15 protein-coding genes are annotated in these 14,572 nt (G+C 65.1%); 9 read left to right on the plus strand and 6 right to left on the minus strand.

The genetic code is table 11. The features are described 5' to 3' along the window. Nucleotides 1–297 precede the first annotated feature (297 nt). From FIU66_RS09085 to FIU66_RS09100, 4 genes are all read left to right on the plus strand, one after another. Nucleotides 298–963, plus strand: coding sequence for a DUF2291 family protein (locus tag FIU66_RS09085; RefSeq protein WP_167622402.1), 666 nt, complete (start codon nucleotides 298–300; stop codon nucleotides 961–963). Nucleotides 964–971: 8 nt separating this feature from the next. Next, entirely contained in the window at nucleotides 972–2,504 is a 1,533-nt protein-coding gene (locus FIU66_RS09090) for a sugar ABC transporter ATP-binding protein (protein ID WP_167622403.1), read from the plus strand. A gap of 24 nt (nucleotides 2,505–2,528) precedes the next feature. After that, the gene (locus tag FIU66_RS09095) at nucleotides 2,529–3,560 is read left to right on the plus strand and encodes an ABC transporter permease (protein ID WP_167622404.1); all 1,032 of its coding nucleotides are present in this window, start codon (nucleotides 2,529–2,531) and stop codon (nucleotides 3,558–3,560) included. 97 nt (nucleotides 3,561–3,657) lie between these two features. Continuing rightward, on the plus strand, nucleotides 3,658–4,596 hold the full coding sequence (locus FIU66_RS09100) for a D-ribose ABC transporter substrate-binding protein (RefSeq protein WP_240544651.1): 939 nt from the start codon (nucleotides 3,658–3,660) through the stop codon (nucleotides 4,594–4,596). Between the two features lie 50 nt (nucleotides 4,597–4,646). On the opposite strand, the gene trxB is transcribed toward FIU66_RS09100, so the two are convergent. After that, entirely contained in the window at nucleotides 4,647–5,642 is a 996-nt protein-coding gene (gene trxB, locus FIU66_RS09105; RefSeq protein WP_167622406.1) for a thioredoxin-disulfide reductase, read from the minus strand. A gap of 145 nt (nucleotides 5,643–5,787) precedes the next feature. Between trxB and FIU66_RS09110 the strand changes: the two genes are divergently transcribed. Then, nucleotides 5,788–6,288, plus strand: coding sequence for an Lrp/AsnC family transcriptional regulator (locus tag FIU66_RS09110; protein WP_167622407.1), 501 nt, complete (start codon nucleotides 5,788–5,790; stop codon nucleotides 6,286–6,288). Between the two features lie 685 nt (nucleotides 6,289–6,973). Here FIU66_RS09110 and gshB read toward each other — a convergent pair. Next, nucleotides 6,974–7,918, minus strand: a complete 945-nt coding sequence (gene gshB / locus FIU66_RS09115) for a glutathione synthase (protein ID WP_167622408.1) — start codon at nucleotides 7,916–7,918, stop codon at nucleotides 6,974–6,976. 158 nt (nucleotides 7,919–8,076) lie between these two features. Between gshB and fabA the strand changes: the two genes are divergently transcribed. From fabA to FIU66_RS09135, 4 genes are read left to right on the plus strand one after another with little or no spacing between them, the layout of a single operon-like run. Beyond that, complete coding sequence (gene fabA / locus FIU66_RS09120; protein ID WP_167622409.1) at nucleotides 8,077–8,586, plus strand: bifunctional 3-hydroxydecanoyl-ACP dehydratase/trans-2-decenoyl-ACP isomerase; 510 nt, start codon at nucleotides 8,077–8,079, stop codon at nucleotides 8,584–8,586. Between the two features lie 36 nt (nucleotides 8,587–8,622). Beyond that, nucleotides 8,623–9,852 carry a beta-ketoacyl-ACP synthase I gene (gene fabB, locus FIU66_RS09125; protein ID WP_167622410.1) on the plus strand — a complete coding sequence of 410 codons (1,230 nt, stop codon included), beginning with the start codon at nucleotides 8,623–8,625 and terminating at the stop codon, nucleotides 9,850–9,852. Between the two features lie 11 nt (nucleotides 9,853–9,863). Next, nucleotides 9,864–10,652, plus strand: coding sequence for an enoyl-ACP reductase (locus tag FIU66_RS09130; RefSeq protein WP_167622411.1), 789 nt, complete (start codon nucleotides 9,864–9,866; stop codon nucleotides 10,650–10,652). Between the two features lie 57 nt (nucleotides 10,653–10,709). Beyond that, on the plus strand, nucleotides 10,710–11,543 hold the full coding sequence (locus FIU66_RS09135; protein ID WP_240544652.1) for an alpha/beta fold hydrolase: 834 nt from the start codon (nucleotides 10,710–10,712) through the stop codon (nucleotides 11,541–11,543). Here FIU66_RS09135 and FIU66_RS09140 read toward each other — a convergent pair. Genes FIU66_RS09140 through FIU66_RS09155 form a run of 4 tightly spaced genes read right to left on the minus strand, consistent with a single transcriptional unit; the run spans nucleotide 11,540 to nucleotide 14,470 of the window. Beyond that, entirely contained in the window at nucleotides 11,540–12,046 is a 507-nt protein-coding gene (locus FIU66_RS09140; RefSeq protein WP_229849298.1) for a phosphatase PAP2 family protein, read from the minus strand. The two genes, FIU66_RS09135 and FIU66_RS09140, sit on opposite strands and share 4 nt — an antisense overlap. Continuing rightward, a complete protein-coding gene (locus FIU66_RS09145) occupies nucleotides 12,046–12,456 on the minus strand; it encodes a cytochrome c (RefSeq protein WP_167622412.1) in 411 nt (136 codons plus the stop codon). The genes FIU66_RS09140 and FIU66_RS09145 overlap by 1 nt, the downstream gene beginning before the upstream one ends. A gap of 48 nt (nucleotides 12,457–12,504) precedes the next feature. After that, nucleotides 12,505–13,176, minus strand: coding sequence for an ABC transporter ATP-binding protein (locus tag FIU66_RS09150; RefSeq protein ID WP_167622413.1), 672 nt, complete (start codon nucleotides 13,174–13,176; stop codon nucleotides 12,505–12,507). After that, entirely contained in the window at nucleotides 13,169–14,470 is a 1,302-nt protein-coding gene (locus FIU66_RS09155; protein WP_167622414.1) for a lipoprotein-releasing ABC transporter permease subunit, read from the minus strand. Before FIU66_RS09155 ends, FIU66_RS09150 begins: the two co-directional genes overlap by 8 nt. Between the last annotated feature and the right edge of the window lie 102 nt (nucleotides 14,471–14,572).

Consider the following 14,572-nt stretch of genomic DNA (forward strand, 5'->3'; position numbering starts at 1 on the left):
CGATCCGGATCCTTACACGAAAGGACAGGCCTCGTGAATGTTTTTTTTTGCAGACATAGTAAATAATTTCAGCTAAGGTCTGAGGCAATGGGCAGGATCCGTCAGAGGAGGCGACCTGCGCACCGGGCCTTGCGGCCAGTCACGCGGACCAGCGGCCGAGGATGCAAAAGGGGGGAAACAACATGCCCGACAAGCAGGCATTGACTGCACGCCTTCGGTGGACGATTTCGCCTGGCGGCGCTTTCCCCGCATCAGCCGCCACCCGCTGACCCCAGAAGACAGGCAGGGCCTTTATCCATGAGCCACAGCACCGCCCCCTCCACATCCGCCCCCAAGGCCCCCGCCCCCTCGCGGCGCGGGATGCTGATGGGCGCAGCGGCCATCGTCGTCCTGGCGGGCGCGATCGCGCTTGACACCACCGTCGTTCCCATCGGTTCCGAGGCCGATGTCCGGGTGCAAGCCTTTTCGCCCGACAGCTATGGCCAGGAACAGTTTCCGCGCATCCAGGCCTTCGTGAAGGAAAAGGCCGTCGATGCGGCGACTCTGGCCACCGCCGTCCTGGCCGACAAGGACGCGGCGGCGGAACAATATGGTGTCGCATCGTCCACCGGGGCGATCATGTTCGTGACCCTGACCGGCGTCGCGGGCGAGGCGCGGTCGGGCGTCTATCCTCTGACGGTGGACGGCGTGCCCGAAGACATCACCGTCCGCGTCCAGACCGGCCCTGCGATCAACGGCACCGACCTGCGCGACGCGCCGGGCGATATCGCCTTTGGCGACTTCAAGAACCAGATCGAATACCAGGACGCCGGATCGGGCATCAACCGCGCGATGAAGGCCGCCGTGCTGGACGGCATCGACACCGCCAGCCTGACGGGCAAGTCCGTCACCGTCACCGGCGCCTTCCGCCTGATCAACCCCAAGAACTGGATGATCACCCCGGTCGAGGTCGCCGTCCAATGAGCGGGCCGATGACCCGGCAGACGGAAGGCAATCCCGACGCCCGCGAGGTGGTCCTGGCCGCGCGCAACGTCGCCAAGTCGTATGGCAATGTTCACGCGCTGAAGGGCGTGAACTTCGACATCCATCGCGGCCAGGTCACCACCCTGTTCGGCGAGAACGGCGCGGGCAAGTCCACGCTGATGAAGATCCTGTCAGGCGTCATCCAGCCCACGACCGGCCAGATCATCCTGGACGGCAGGCCTGTCAGCTTTGCCAATGCGAACGAGGCGCGGGACCGCGGCGTTTCCATCATCCACCAGGAACTGTCGCTGGCCCCGAACCTGTCCGTGCGCGACAACATCTTCATGGGCCGCGAACTGCGCGGCCCCATGGGCGTCGATTTCGCCGAAGAAGAACGCCAGGTCCGCCGGTTGATGGAGGAACTGGAGGAGGAGATCGATCCCCTCACCCCGGTCGAGGAACTGCGCCTGGGCCAGCAGCAGATCGTGGAGATCGCCCGCGCCCTGTCCGTGGACAGCCGCATCCTGATCATGGACGAACCGACCAGTGCGCTTTCGGCCAGCGAGGTCGAGGTGCTGTTCAAGGTCATCCGCGACCTGACCGCCAAGGGTGTCAGCATCGTCTATATCTCTCACCACCTGGAAGAAGCGCTGACGATCACCGACCACGCGGTGGTGCTGCGCGACGGGACCATGACGGCCTATGCGCCGCGCGCCGACATCGACCTGGAATGGATCGTGCGCAACATGGTGGGCGAGAACTACGACCTGGGCAGCCCGCCCGACAGCGCCATGGGGCAGGTCGCCCTGTCAATCCGCAACCTGTCGGTGCCCGACCAGACCGGGCAGGATCTGGTCCGCAACCTGTCGCTGGACCTGCGCGCCGGGGAAATTGTCTGCATCTATGGCCTGATGGGCGCGGGGCGCACCGAACTGCTGGAAACCTGCGCGGGCCGGTTGCGCGCGTCGGGTGGAGAGATCGTGCTGGAAGGGCAGGAGATTTCCCACCTGCCCATCGGTGAACGCATCGCCCGCGGCCTTGCCCTGGTCCCCGAGGACCGGCAGCGCGACGGCCTGGTCCAGACCATGAGCGTGGGCCAGAACCTGTCGCTGGCATCCATCCGCAACTTCACGCGCGGGCTGTTCACCAGCAGCCGCACGGAACGCAAGCTGATCGACGACAGCATCCGCAGCGTCACCGTCAAGACCTCGGGCGGGGGCGCGCCCATCGGATCGCTGTCGGGGGGCAACCAGCAGAAGGTCGTGATCGGCAAGATGCTGGCCACCAACCCCCGCGTCATCATGCTGGACGAACCTTCGCGCGGGATCGACATCGGCGCCAAGGCCGAGGTCTTCCGCCTGCTGGCCGAGGGCGCGCGCCGGGGCCTTGCCGTCATCTATTCCACATCCGAGGTCAGCGAATGCCTGTCCATCGCGCATCGGATCATCGTCATGCACAAGGGCCGGATCTCGGCCGAATTCGATTCCACCGTTTCCAAGGAAAAGATCATGGCCGCCTCGGGCGAGTCCGTGGCTGCCTGATGGGCCGTTGAGCGAGGAAAACCTATGTCTGCCACCACCACCGCGCCCAAACAAGACGGCTTCAGCATCGGCCGCCTGCTGCTGGAAGGCCGCGCCTTTTTCGCCCTGATCGCGATCATCGTGGTCTTTTCCTTCCTGTCGCCGAACTATTTCACGGTGTCGAACTTCCTGATCATGTCGTCGCAGGTTGCGATCTATGGCATCCTGTCGGTGGGCATGCTGCTGGTGATCCTGAACGGCGGGATCGACCTGTCGGTCGGATCCATCCTCGCGCTTTGCGGGGTCTGCGCGGGCGCGATGATGCAGGGCGTCACGCTGGAATGGGCGGGGGTGATCCTTTACCCGCCGGTCTGGGCGGTGGTGGTGCTGACCATCGCCATCGGCGCGGCCGTGGGTGCGCTGAACGGCGTTCTGGTGGCCTTCTTCAAGGTGCCGCCCTTCGTGGCCACTCTGGGCGTGATGTATGTGGCGCGCGGGGTCGCGTTGCTGATGACGAACGGGCTGACCTACAACAACCTGCGCGGGCAGGAAGCCCTGGGCAACACCGGCTTCAACTGGCTGGGCTTCAACCGGCTGTGGGGCATCCCCATCAGCGTGATCGTGCTGGCCGTGGTGGCGGTGCTGGCGGGGCTGATGTTGTCGCGTTCGGCCTTCGGACGCTGGCTTTATGCCTCGGGTGGCAACGAACGCGCCGCCGAACTGTCGGGCGTGCCGGTGCGGCTGGTCAAGATCACCGTCTACACCATCTCGGGCGCGCTGTCGGCGGTGGCGGGGCTGGTGCTGGCCTCGCAACTGACATCGGCGGGTCCCACGGCGGGGACCACCTATGAACTTACCGCCATTGCGGCTGTGGTGATCGGCGGCGCGGCGCTGACCGGCGGGCGCGGCGGCGTGCGCGGCACGATGCTGGGCGCCTTCGTGATCGGCTTCCTGTCGGCGGGCCTGGTCATCATCGGCGTCAGTTCATACTGGCAGACGGTCTTCACCGGCGCCGTGATCGTGCTGGCCGTGCTGATGAACTCGATCCAATATGGGCGCGGCGGGCGCAAGTCCTGACGGCCCACGACCTTCGCCGTCCGGCGCGGGACGCCGGGCGGAAAGCCTGCCTTCCGGCAGTGAAACAACCCAAAGGGGAGAGAGAGTAATGTTCACCATGACCCGCCGCGCGCTGCTTGCCGCCGCCGTCGCCATGCCGATGATGGCAGGCGCCGCCTCGGCCGAGGGGCTGATCACCATCATCGTCAACGACCCCGCGAACCCCTATTGGTTCACGGAAGGCGAGGTCGCCAAGAAGACCGCCGAGGAACTGGGCTATACCGCCAACGTGGCCGCGCACCGGGGCGACACCAACACCGAAAGCACCCTGGTCGATACCGCGATCACCAACCAGTCGGTCGCGCTGATCCTTGACCCGGCCAATGCCGACGGTTCGGTGGGCGCGGTGCAGAAGGCCGTGGACGCCGGCATCCCCGTCTTCCTGGTCAATGCCGAGATCAACCAGGAAGGTCTGGCCAAGGCGCAGTTGGTGTCGAACAACGCGCAGGGCGCGGCCCTTGGCGCGCAGGCCTGGGTCGAGGCCGTGGGCGATGCAGGCAACTATGTCGAGCTGTTCGGCGCGCCGTCAGACAACAATGCCCAGACCCGGTCCAACGGCTTCGAGACCGTGCTGACCCAGTATCCCGACCTGGTGAAGGTCGGCCAGGAAGTCGCCAACTGGGACCGCACCCAGGGCTATCAGAAGATGCAGTCGCTGCTGCAGGCCAATCCCGACATCATCGGCGTGATCTCGGGCAACGATGAAATGGCACTGGGCGCCATCGCCGCGTTGAAGGAAGCCGGCAAGCTGGAACAGGTCAAGGTCGGCGGCTTCGACGGATCCCCCGACGCGGTCGAGGCCGTGAAGGCTGGCGAGTTGCAATACACCGTCCTGCAGCCGGTCGCCGTCTTCGCCGAGGAAGCCGTCCGCCAGGCCGACAACTTCATCAAGAACGGCACGACTGGCGTGGATACGGAAAAGCAGCTGTTTGACTGCCTGCTGATCACCGCCGACAACGTGGACAACTACACCGGCCCCTTTGTCCTGGAACAGTAAGGACGCCTAAGAAGCGGAAAGGGGCGCGGATCACCGCGCCCCTTTTTCGTTCATTCGGCCATTTCGTCTTCGCGCCAGGCATGGTCGGGATCGGGCTCGCCCGCGTCGTCATGTTCGGCCAGCCAGTTCTCGGCATCCAGTGCCGCCATGCAGCCCATCCCCGCGCTTGTCACCGCCTGGCGATAGACATGGTCGGTCAGGTCGCCTGCCGCGAAGACGCCGGGGATAGAGGTGCGGGTACTGCCCGGTTCGACCTTCACATAGCCGCCGTTGTGCAACTCAAGCTGGTCCTTGACCAGTTCGCTGGCGGGCGCATGGCCGATCGCCACGAAAACGCCGTCCGCCGGAACCGTCCGCGTGCTGCCGTCCACCGTCGAGGTCAGGACCGCGCCGGTCACGCCTGCCGGGGTATCGGTGCCTTGGACCTCGGTCAGCGCGTGGTTCCAGATCACCTCGACCTTGGGGTTCTTGAACAGGCGCTGTTGCAGGATCTTCTCGGCCCGCAGGCTGTCGCGGCGGTGGACCAGCGTCACCTTGCTCGCGAACTTGGTCAGGAACAGCGCTTCTTCCACCGCAGTGTTGCCGCCGCCGATCACCAGAACCTCGCGGTTGCGATAGAAGAAGCCGTCGCAGGTGGCGCAGGCGGAAACGCCGAAGCCCTTGAACTTCTCCTCGGAGGGCAGGCCCAGCCAGCGGGCCTGGGCGCCGGTCGCCAGGATCACCGCGTCGGCCGTGACGACGCGGCCGCTGTCGCAGGTGGCGGTGAAGGGGCGGCGCTGCAGGTCAAGCGAGGTCACCATGTCGATCACGATGTCGGTGCCCATGGCGCGGGCATGCTCCTCCATCTTGACCATCAGCTCGGGGCCCTGGATCTCGGTCTCTCCGGGCCAGTTCTCGACCTCGGTCGTGATGGTCAGTTGTCCGCCGGGCTGCATCCCCTGGATCAGCATCGGGTTCAGCATGGCTCGCGCGGCATAGACGGCGGCGGTATAGCCCGCAGGGCCGGACCCCACGATCAGAAGTTTCACATGCGTGCGTTCGGTCATCTTGCGTCCCATCCGGTGTTTGTGCATGAGGTAGTGCTTCCGCCCGGAAATCGCAACGCGGGACGCGCGCAGAAAGAATATTGCGCGTAATGTGCCTGCATTGTAGTTTCCGGCAACGCCAAAGACCCGATCAAGAAAGAGCAGCATGGCCGGCGCGAAACTGGATGACATCGACCGCAAGATCCTGGCCGAACTTCAGGCTGACGGCCGGATGACCAATGTCGAACTGGCCCGCCGGGTGGGCATCTCCGCGCCCCCCTGCCTGCGCCGCGTCCGCGCGCTTGAGGAAACCGGCTTCATCCGCGGATATCATGCCGACATCGACGCCCGCGAACTGGGATTCGAGGTGCAGGTCTTTGCCATGGTGCGCCTTGCCAACCAGTCCGAACGCGACCTGTCGGCCTTCGAGGCCCTGGTGCAGGGCTGGCCCCTGGTCCGGGAATGTCACATGCTGAACGGAGAGATCGACTTCATCCTGAAGTGCGTCTCGCCTGATCTGTCCAGCTTCCAGCGGTTCCTGACGCAGTCGCTGACAGCGGCGCCGAACGTGGCTAGCGTCAAGACCTCGCTGGTCATCCGGGCGGCGAAGGATCAGCCGGGGGTGCCGTTCGAGGTGGTGGAGGAGAGGGTAAGGGAGGCGGGGTAAAGGCCGGGGGGCGGGCACGCATCCCGACGCGTACTCGAAACAACAACGAAATTCCTGGTGCGCGAAATTTCCAATAAGACGCCGCAATGAAATTTTTTTATTTTTTCTTGGCAATTATTGCCCTCATCCTCATCGCGATATTTCTATATTTATTTGTGCTTATAAGAAGCCTTGCAGTCAGCAACGAGATTGTCAGTGACCAGGACATAATCAGGAACGCCATAAGGCAATATTATGAAGATCAAGGCAGGACATCGACCGAATGCGCTCCTGCGATCTACAGTGTCGATGCAGGACTAGCATGCAACTCCGACATCAGGCCGCACTTTGATTCGACCATATGCAAACCAGCTTTGTCCCAGATCTGGCTTCCGCCTTTGACGCTTGTATCCCCAACCATACGATACAAGGTCTATATCGCATCTTTGTGGGAAATGTCAGAATTTTATACCGCTTATCGGAAAGGTGCAGTCAGTTTCCGCAAAACAACCGGCGATCTGGTGGACTTCGAAGAGGTCTACTGCAAGGACAGAGACTTATATGTCGGCATTTTCGAGTTCAAAGGGAAGACATGGCCGTGGTAACGCATGTTCGGCGGACGTAAAGACAAAGCAAGCGTAGGGTGGGTTTCTAATCCACCCTTCTCCATGTGCTACCCTGCGAAACGGTGGGATGAAACCCCACCCTACGCAACCACCCGCCGCTCAATCGCCTCCCAAATCTTCTCCGCCGCGTTGATCCCGTCGAACCGCTCAAGCTCCTGGATCCCCGTAGGCGAGGTCACGTTGATTTCCGTCAGCCAGCCGTCGATCACGTCGATGCCGGTGAAGATCAGGCCCTTTTCGCGCAGCACCGGACCGATCCGGGCGCAGATCTCGTATTCCCGCTCGGTCAGGCCGATCTTTTCCGCGCGCCCGCCGACATGCATGTTCGACCGGGCCTCGCCCGTCTGGGGGACGCGGTTGATCGCGCCGACGGGTTCGCCGTCCACCAGGATGATGCGCTTGTCGCCCTGGCTCACGGCATGGATGTATTTCTGCGCGATCATCGGCTCGCGGTTGATGCCCGCGAACAGTTCCAGCAGCGCCGACAGGTTGCGGTCCTCGGGGTCCAGGTGGAACACCCCTGCCCCGCCATTGCCGTAGAGAGGCTTCACGATGATGTCGCCGTGCCGGTCGCGGAAGCGGCGGATCGCGGCCGGGTCGCGGGCGATCATGGTGGGCGGCGTCAGTTCGGGGAAATCCAGCACCATCAGCTTTTCCGGGCAGTTCCTGACCCAGAAGGGATCGTTCACCACAAGCGTCTTCGGATGCACGCGGTCCAGAAGGTGCGTCGAGGTGACATAGGCCATGTCGAAGGGCGGATCCTGGCGCAGCCAGACGACGTCAAAGTCCGACAGGTCCACCTCGGCCCAGTCGCCGAAGGTGACGTGGTTGCCCTGCTCGCGCCGAAGGGTGATCGGGCGGCCGCGCGCAATCACCCGGCCCTCGTCATAGCGCAACTGGTCCACGGTGTATTGGAACAGCCGATGGCCGCGGGCCTCGGCCTCCAGCCCGATGCGGAAGGTGCTGTCCCCTGTGATCGAGACATGTTCGATCGGGTCCATCTGCAGGGCGACATACAGGCTCATCACATCCTCCTTGGGGGCGGCACAGGGACGCTTGTCGCCCGGCCATTTGCGGGATGCAAGCCGCCGCTGCATTGACTTGCACGCGCGTTACCCCAAGTGATAGACGGGCGTCGATTTTGTGAAAGCTGGCCGATGGCCTGCAAGAAAGGCAAGACTGCATGGCGATGGACAAGACCAGCTTCGACCGCGACGACCTGCTGGCCTGCGCCCGGGGCGAGTTGTTCGGCCCCGGCAACGCGCAACTGCCCGAACCGCCCATGCTGATGATGGACCGCATCACCGACATTTCCGAAGACGGCGGGGAACATGGCAAGGGCCATGTGGTGGCCGAATTCGACATCACCCCCGACCTGTGGTTCTTCGCCTGCCATTTCCCGGGCAACCCGATCATGCCCGGCTGCCTTGGCCTGGACGGGCTTTGGCAGTTGACCGGCTTCAACCTGGGCTGGCGCGGCTGGCAGGGGCGCGGCTATGCCCTGGGCGTGGGCGAGGTCAAGCTGACCGGCATGGTCCGTCCCGACCGCAAGCTGCTGCGCTATCACGTCGATTTCACGAAGGCCGTGCAGACGCGGCGCCTGACGATGGGCGTGGCCGACGGCCGCGTCGAGGCGGATGGCGAGACCATCTACCAGGTCAAGGACATGAAGGTCGCGCTGTCGTCCAACTGACGGCGGCCCACTGAACATAAGCAAGGAGGAAGGCCCATGCGACGCGTCGTCATCACCGGCCTTGGTATCGTCTCGCCCATCGGCAACAATGCCGACGAGGTGACGGAAAGCCTGAAGGCGGGCCGGTCGGGCATCGTCTTCGCGCCCGAATATGCCGAACACGGGTTCCGCAGCCAGGTCCATGGGATGCCCCAGATCGTGCTGGAGGATCACATCGACAAGCGCAACCTGCGCTTCATGGGTCCGGGCGCGGCCTACAACTTCCTGGCCATGGAACAGGCGATCAAGGATTCCGGGCTTGAGGAAGGCGACGTGTCCAACCCTCGCACCGGGCTGATCATGGGATCGGGCGGGCCGTCCACCAGCAACTTCTTCCTGGCGCATCAGACCGTCATCGAAAAGGGCAGCCCCAAGCGCATGGGGCCGTTCATGGTGACGCGCTGCATGTCGTCCACCAACTCGGCGACGCTTGCCACGCCCTTCAAGATCAAGGGCGTGAACTATTCCATCACCTCGGCCTGTTCGACCTCGGCCCACTGCATCGGCAACGGGGTCGAACAGATCCAACTGGGCAAGCAGGACATCGTCTTTGCGGGCGGCGGCGAGGAACTGGACTGGACGCTGTCCTGCCTGTTCGACGCTATGGGCGCCATGTCGTCGAAATACAACGACACGCCTGAAACCGCGTCCCGGCCCTATGACGCGACCCGCGACGGTTTCGTCATCGCGGGCGGCGGCGGCGTGGTCGTGCTGGAGGAACTGGAGCACGCCAAGGCGCGCGGCGCCAAGATCTATGCCGAGGTGACCGGCTATGGCGCGACCAGCGACGGCTATGACATGGTCGCGCCGTCCGGCGAGGGCGGCGAGCGGTCGATGCGGCTTGCCCTGGACACCCTGCCCGAAGGCCGCAAGGTCAGCTATATCAACGCCCATGGCACCTCGACCCCCGTGGGCGACGTGGGCGAGGTCAAGGCCGTGCGCCGCATCTGGGGCGAGGGAAACACCCCGCCGATCAGTTCCACGAAGTCGCTGACCGGCCATTCGCTGGGCGCAACCGGTGTGCACGAGGCGATCTACAGCCTGTTGATGTTGCAAAATGACTTCATTGCAGCATCTGCAAACGTGACCACCCTAGACCCGGAAATCCAGCCGGGCGAGATTGCGACAAGCCGGGTGGACAATGCCGGTCTTGATTCCGTGCTGTCGAACAGCTTCGGGTTCGGGGGAACGAACGCCACCCTGCTGATGTCGAAATACCTGGAGTAAGCGGGGACAGTATGGGCGATCTTCTTCAAGGCAAGCGCGGGCTTGTGATGGGGGTCGCCAACGACCATTCCATCGCTTGGGGCATCGCAAAGGCGGTGGCGGACCAGGGGGCGGAACTTGCCTTTTCCTATCAGGGAGAGGCTTTCGGCAAGCGCGTGCAGCCGCTGGCGGCTTCGGTCGGGTCGGATTTCCTGCTGGACGTGGACGTGACCGACGATGCCTCGCTGGACGCAGCCTTCGGGGCGATCACGGAACGCTGGGGCAGCCTGGACTTCGTGGTCCATGCCATCGCTTTTTCCAACAAGAACGAGTTGACCGGCCGGTTCATGAACACCAGCCGCGCAAACTTCAAGCACAGCCTTGAGATTTCCTGCTATTCCCTGATCGAGGTCGCGCGGCGCGCCCATCCCCTGATGTCGGCGGGCGGGTCGCTGATCACCCTGACCTATGGCGGGTCGAACCGGGTGACGCCCTTCTACAACGTGATGGGGGTTGCCAAGGCCGCGCTGGAATCGACGGTGCGCTATCTGGCCAACGACCTTGGCCCGGACGGCATCCGCGTGAACGCGATCAGCCCCGGCCCGATGAAGACCCTGGCGGGCGCTGCCATTGGCGGGGCGCGCAAGACCTTCCGCCACACCGAGGCCAATGCCCCCCTGCGCAAGAACGCCACGCTCGACGCGATCGGCGGCACTGCGGTCTGGATGCTGTCGGATTGGGGCGCCTGCACCACGGGCGAGATCGTGCTGGTCGATGGCGGCTATCACGTCCTGGGAATGCCGCAGAGCGAGAACCTGTGATGCCGCCGCGGGGGTGCTTCGCCCCCCGCCCCCCCCGAGGATATTTCCGCACGGAAGATGGGCAAAGCGATGTTCTTCACGGCAGATGACGGGGCGCGGCTGGCCTATTCTGACCAGGGTAAGGGGCTGCCGGTCCTGTGCCTGGCCGGGCTGACGCGGAACATGGGCGATTTCGATTACGTCGCTCCGCATCTGTCGGGCGTGCGGCTGATCCGGATGGACTATCGCGGACGCGGGCAGTCCGACCGCACCGGCGCCGCCACCTATACCGTCCCGCAGGAAGGCAAGGATGCGCTGGCGCTGCTGGATCACCTGGGGGTGGACAGGGCCGCGATCCTGGGCACGTCTCGCGGCGGGCTGATCGGGATGCTGCTGGCCGCCGTGGCGCATGACCGGCTGCTGGGGCTGTGCCTGAACGATGTCGGCCCGGTGATCGAGCGCGCGGGGCTGGAGAGGATCTTCGACTATGTCGGGCGCAACCCGGCGGCGCGGACGCATGAGGCGCTGGCGGAACGGCTGCCTGCGGCCATGCCCGGCTTCACAAATGTCCCCGATGGCCGTTGGCTGGCGGATGCGCAGAAGCATTACGACGAAACGCCGGAGGGGCTGCGGATCAAATATGACCCTGCCCTGCGCGAGGCGTTCCTGGCAGCCTTCGAGGGCGCTGCGCCGGATCTGTGGCCGCTGTGGGATGCGACTACGGGACTGCCCGTCGCACTGATCCGGGGGGCCAGTTCCGACCTGCTGTCTGCTACGGTTGCCGCCGAGATGCTGCGCCGCCGCCCCGACACGATCTTTGCCGAGGTTCCGGGCCGCGCCCATGTGCCCTGGCTGGACGAGCCGGAATCGCTGGATGCGATCAACGCCTGGCTGGATCGCTGCGGGCGTTAGAAGCGCATCCCGACGCTGAAGCTTGCGCCCTCGGTCCCGATGCCGAAATCGGCGGCGCCGAAGGAAAAGCCGATCAGTGCGCCAGCCAGCGCCTGTTGCGCAGTGTGTTCGCCCGCATGGACGCGACTTGCAGCCGTCAGACCCGCCGCGCCGTAAAGGCCGATGCCCGCCGCGCGGTCGTCGGGAAAGCACTTGCCCGCCAGATCCGCCGCGCCGAAGGCCGCGGCGGCGGAGTGGCCGGACGGAAAACCCTTTCCCTCGCCATTGGGCCGGACCGATACAGGGGTGCCGTCCAGCCAGGTCTTCAGTCCCAGCACCACCACCGTCTGCAAGGCACCGCGCACCGCGAAATCCTCCAGCCGGTCGTCGCGGGCGGCGCAGACTGCTGCGGCCAGCGGCAGGCCATATTTCATGGCGGTGCCGAAATCCGCAAAGGGATCGGCGGCGGCGGGTTGCGCCAGGGCTGCCACAGCGGCGGCGGCCAGCAGGGGACGGCGCAGCATTATTGCTGCATCGCCTCGACATATTCCATCAGGGCAACCAGTCGCACGGGCGTGGGCGTCGGATTGCCGTCGCCTGCGTCATAGGGGATGGTCGGCCCGTCCAGCAGATCCCCAAACTCTGGCATCGGCGATTCGCTGCGGCCCGGCGTGAAGCCATAGATGTGGCCCATCACCTGCAGGCGCGGGAACGTGCCGCCGTTGCTGGCAGCGACACGGGTCAGATCGACCGGCGCAGGGGTCATTCCCCCGGCCGCTGGACCATTGCCCCGGCCATCCGCTCCGTGGCAGTCGACGCACAGCGCGTTGAAGTCGTTGCGCGCCTGCACCCGGTCCGACATCTGCGGCGCGCAGGCGGCAATCAGGCCCGCCATCGCCAGCCCCGTGAGAGCTGCCCCATATGTTGCATTCATCCCCTGCCCCTTACCGATGTTTTCCCGACTTTGCCCCGGCCGGACGGGTCACGCAACCGTCTGGTTGAGACGGATCACCCGGTCCATGCGCCGGGCCAGGTCGTGGTTGTGCGTGGCGATCAGCGCCGAGAGGCCGGTGTCGCGGACAAGCGCCATCAGCATGTCGAAAACCCGGTCCGAAGTCTCGGGATCCAGGTTCCCGGTGGGTTCATCTGCCAGCAGCAGCGAAGGCGCATTGGCAAGGGCGCGGCAGAAGGCCACCCGCTGCTGTTCGCCCCCCGACAGCGCCGCCGGGCGGTGATCCGCACGCGCCGACAGGCCCACACGGCCCAGCAGGTCGGCGGCGCGGGCGGCGGCGTCGCGTTGGGGAACGCCGTTGGCAAGCTGCGGCAGGATGATGTTTTCCGCCGCGCTGAATTCCGGCAGCAGGTGGTGGAATTGGTAAACGAAGCCCAGTTCGGCCCGCCGTGCCTCGGTCCGGGGCTTGTCGGGCAGCCCGGTCATGTCGCGCCCGTTGAGGATCACGCGCCCCGTGTCGGGCGTGTCCAGCAGCCCCGCGATATGCAGCAGCGTCGATTTGCCCGCACCCGACGGCGCGACCAGGGCCACCACCTCTCCGCGCGCGACGGACAGATCCAGGCCGCGCAGGACCGGCACCGGGGCGGGGCCGTCCTTGCCATAGGTCTTGCCGACCCCTTCCAGGCGCAACACGTCATTCATAGCGTAGGGCCTCGACCGGGTTCATGCGCGCGGCGCGGCGCGCGGGAAAGATGGTGACGACGAAGGACAGGAACAGCGACAGCGCCACCGCGCGGAAGATGTCCCAGGCGCGCAATTCGGCGGGCAGGCGATAGATGCCCCGCACCTCGGGCTGCCAGGCGCCCCCGCCGGTCAGGGCGTTCAGCCCGGCCATGATATTGTCCACGTTCAGCGCCAGAAGCACCCCCAGCACCACCCCCGCGATGGTGCCGATCACGCCCGTGAAGGCCCCGCACAGAAAGAAGACCCGCAGCACCGCGCCCTCGGTCAGGCCCATGGTGCGCAGGATGCCGATGTCGCGGCCCTTGTTCTTGACCAGCATGATCAACCCGCTGGTGATGTTCATGGACGCGATCAAGACCAGCACCGACAGGATCACGAACATCACGTCGTCCTCCATGTCCAGTGCCGCCAGGAACGACCCCGAGGAGTCTCGCCAGTTCCACACCTGCGCCCCCTCGCCCGCAGCCTGCATCAGGGGCACCGTCCAGTCGTCCACCTGCTCGGGGTCGGTGACGAAGACCTCGATCTCGTCGGCGACACCCTCGCGGTTGAAATATGACTGAGCCTCGGCCATCGGCATGTAGATGCGGGTGCGGTCGATGTCGTATCGCCCGGCGCTGAAGATATAGGTCACCTCGTAGGCCTTGACGCGCGGCGTGGTGCCGATGGCCGTGCGCGCGCCCTCGGGGGCGATCAGGCGGATGCGGTCGCCCAGGCCCACCGCCAGTTCGCGCGCGATGCCCGAGCCGATGGCAATGCCGCGGCCGAAGTCGTCCAGGTTGCCGACCGAGGTGGAAGGATCCACAATCCGCGGCATTGCCCTGAGATCATCGAGACTTACGCCGAACACCTCGGCCACGTTCGAGCTGTCGTTGGCGGTGGCCATGACCTGACCGCGCACCACAGGCGCCGTCCGCGTGACGCCCGGCACTTGCGCCAATTTCGCGGCCATTGCGTCGTAATCGGCGATGCGGCCGGGGACGACATAAACGTCCTCGGTAAACTCGTTCTCGATCTGCTGGGGCGCCATATAGACGGTCGTGTGGGCATTGGCGCCCAGGATCGTGTCCACGAACTCGGCCCGGAAACCCGCGCGCACGGCCAGGGTCGCGATCAGCGCCATCACGCCAAGCGCGATGCCGATCAGGCTGATCCAGGTCATCACGCTGACCCCGCCCTCGGCCCGGCGGGCGCGCAGGTATCGCCAGGCGATGGTGAATTCATAGCGAGAGAACGGACGAGGTGTGGCCATCGGGACGCCTTGATTTTGCGCGGGGAACCTGACCGCACAGGCCCCAAAGATCAAGCCGACAAAGGCGTGAGTTTGAACGAAGGGGGAACTTGCGGCGGCGGG

The sequence above is a fragment of the Paracoccus sp. AK26 genome, from assembly GCF_011801365.1.
GTDB classification, from domain to species: Bacteria; Pseudomonadota; Alphaproteobacteria; order Rhodobacterales; family Rhodobacteraceae; genus Paracoccus; species Paracoccus aerius.

What these genes read in the sequence shown, in the direction of transcription:
- FIU66_RS09085 (WP_167622402.1), top strand. Translation starts at nt 298, where the DNA reads ATGAGCCACAGCACCGCCCCCTCCACATCCGCCCCCAAGGCCCCCGCC.
- FIU66_RS09090 (WP_167622403.1), top strand. Translation starts at nt 972, where the DNA reads ATGACCCGGCAGACGGAAGGCAATCCCGACGCCCGCGAGGTGGTCCTG.
- FIU66_RS09095 (WP_167622404.1), top strand. Translation starts at nt 2,529, where the DNA reads ATGTCTGCCACCACCACCGCGCCCAAACAAGACGGCTTCAGCATCGGC.
- FIU66_RS09100 (WP_240544651.1), top strand. Translation starts at nt 3,658, where the DNA reads ATGACCCGCCGCGCGCTGCTTGCCGCCGCCGTCGCCATGCCGATGATG.
- trxB (WP_167622406.1), bottom strand. Translation starts at nt 5,642, where the DNA reads ATGACCGAACGCACGCATGTGAAACTTCTGATCGTGGGGTCCGGCCCT.
- FIU66_RS09110 (WP_167622407.1), top strand. Translation starts at nt 5,788, where the DNA reads ATGGCCGGCGCGAAACTGGATGACATCGACCGCAAGATCCTGGCCGAA.
- gshB (WP_167622408.1), bottom strand. Translation starts at nt 7,918, where the DNA reads ATGAGCCTGTATGTCGCCCTGCAGATGGACCCGATCGAACATGTCTCG.
- fabA (WP_167622409.1), top strand. Translation starts at nt 8,077, where the DNA reads ATGGCGATGGACAAGACCAGCTTCGACCGCGACGACCTGCTGGCCTGC.
- fabB (WP_167622410.1), top strand. Translation starts at nt 8,623, where the DNA reads ATGCGACGCGTCGTCATCACCGGCCTTGGTATCGTCTCGCCCATCGGC.
- FIU66_RS09130 (WP_167622411.1), top strand. Translation starts at nt 9,864, where the DNA reads ATGGGCGATCTTCTTCAAGGCAAGCGCGGGCTTGTGATGGGGGTCGCC.
- FIU66_RS09135 (WP_240544652.1), top strand. Translation starts at nt 10,710, where the DNA reads ATGGGCAAAGCGATGTTCTTCACGGCAGATGACGGGGCGCGGCTGGCC.
- FIU66_RS09140 (WP_229849298.1), bottom strand. Translation starts at nt 12,046, where the DNA reads ATGCTGCGCCGTCCCCTGCTGGCCGCCGCCGCTGTGGCAGCCCTGGCG.
- FIU66_RS09145 (WP_167622412.1), bottom strand. Translation starts at nt 12,456, where the DNA reads ATGAATGCAACATATGGGGCAGCTCTCACGGGGCTGGCGATGGCGGGC.
- FIU66_RS09150 (WP_167622413.1), bottom strand. Translation starts at nt 13,176, where the DNA reads ATGAATGACGTGTTGCGCCTGGAAGGGGTCGGCAAGACCTATGGCAAG.
- FIU66_RS09155 (WP_167622414.1), bottom strand. Translation starts at nt 14,470, where the DNA reads ATGGCCACACCTCGTCCGTTCTCTCGCTATGAATTCACCATCGCCTGG.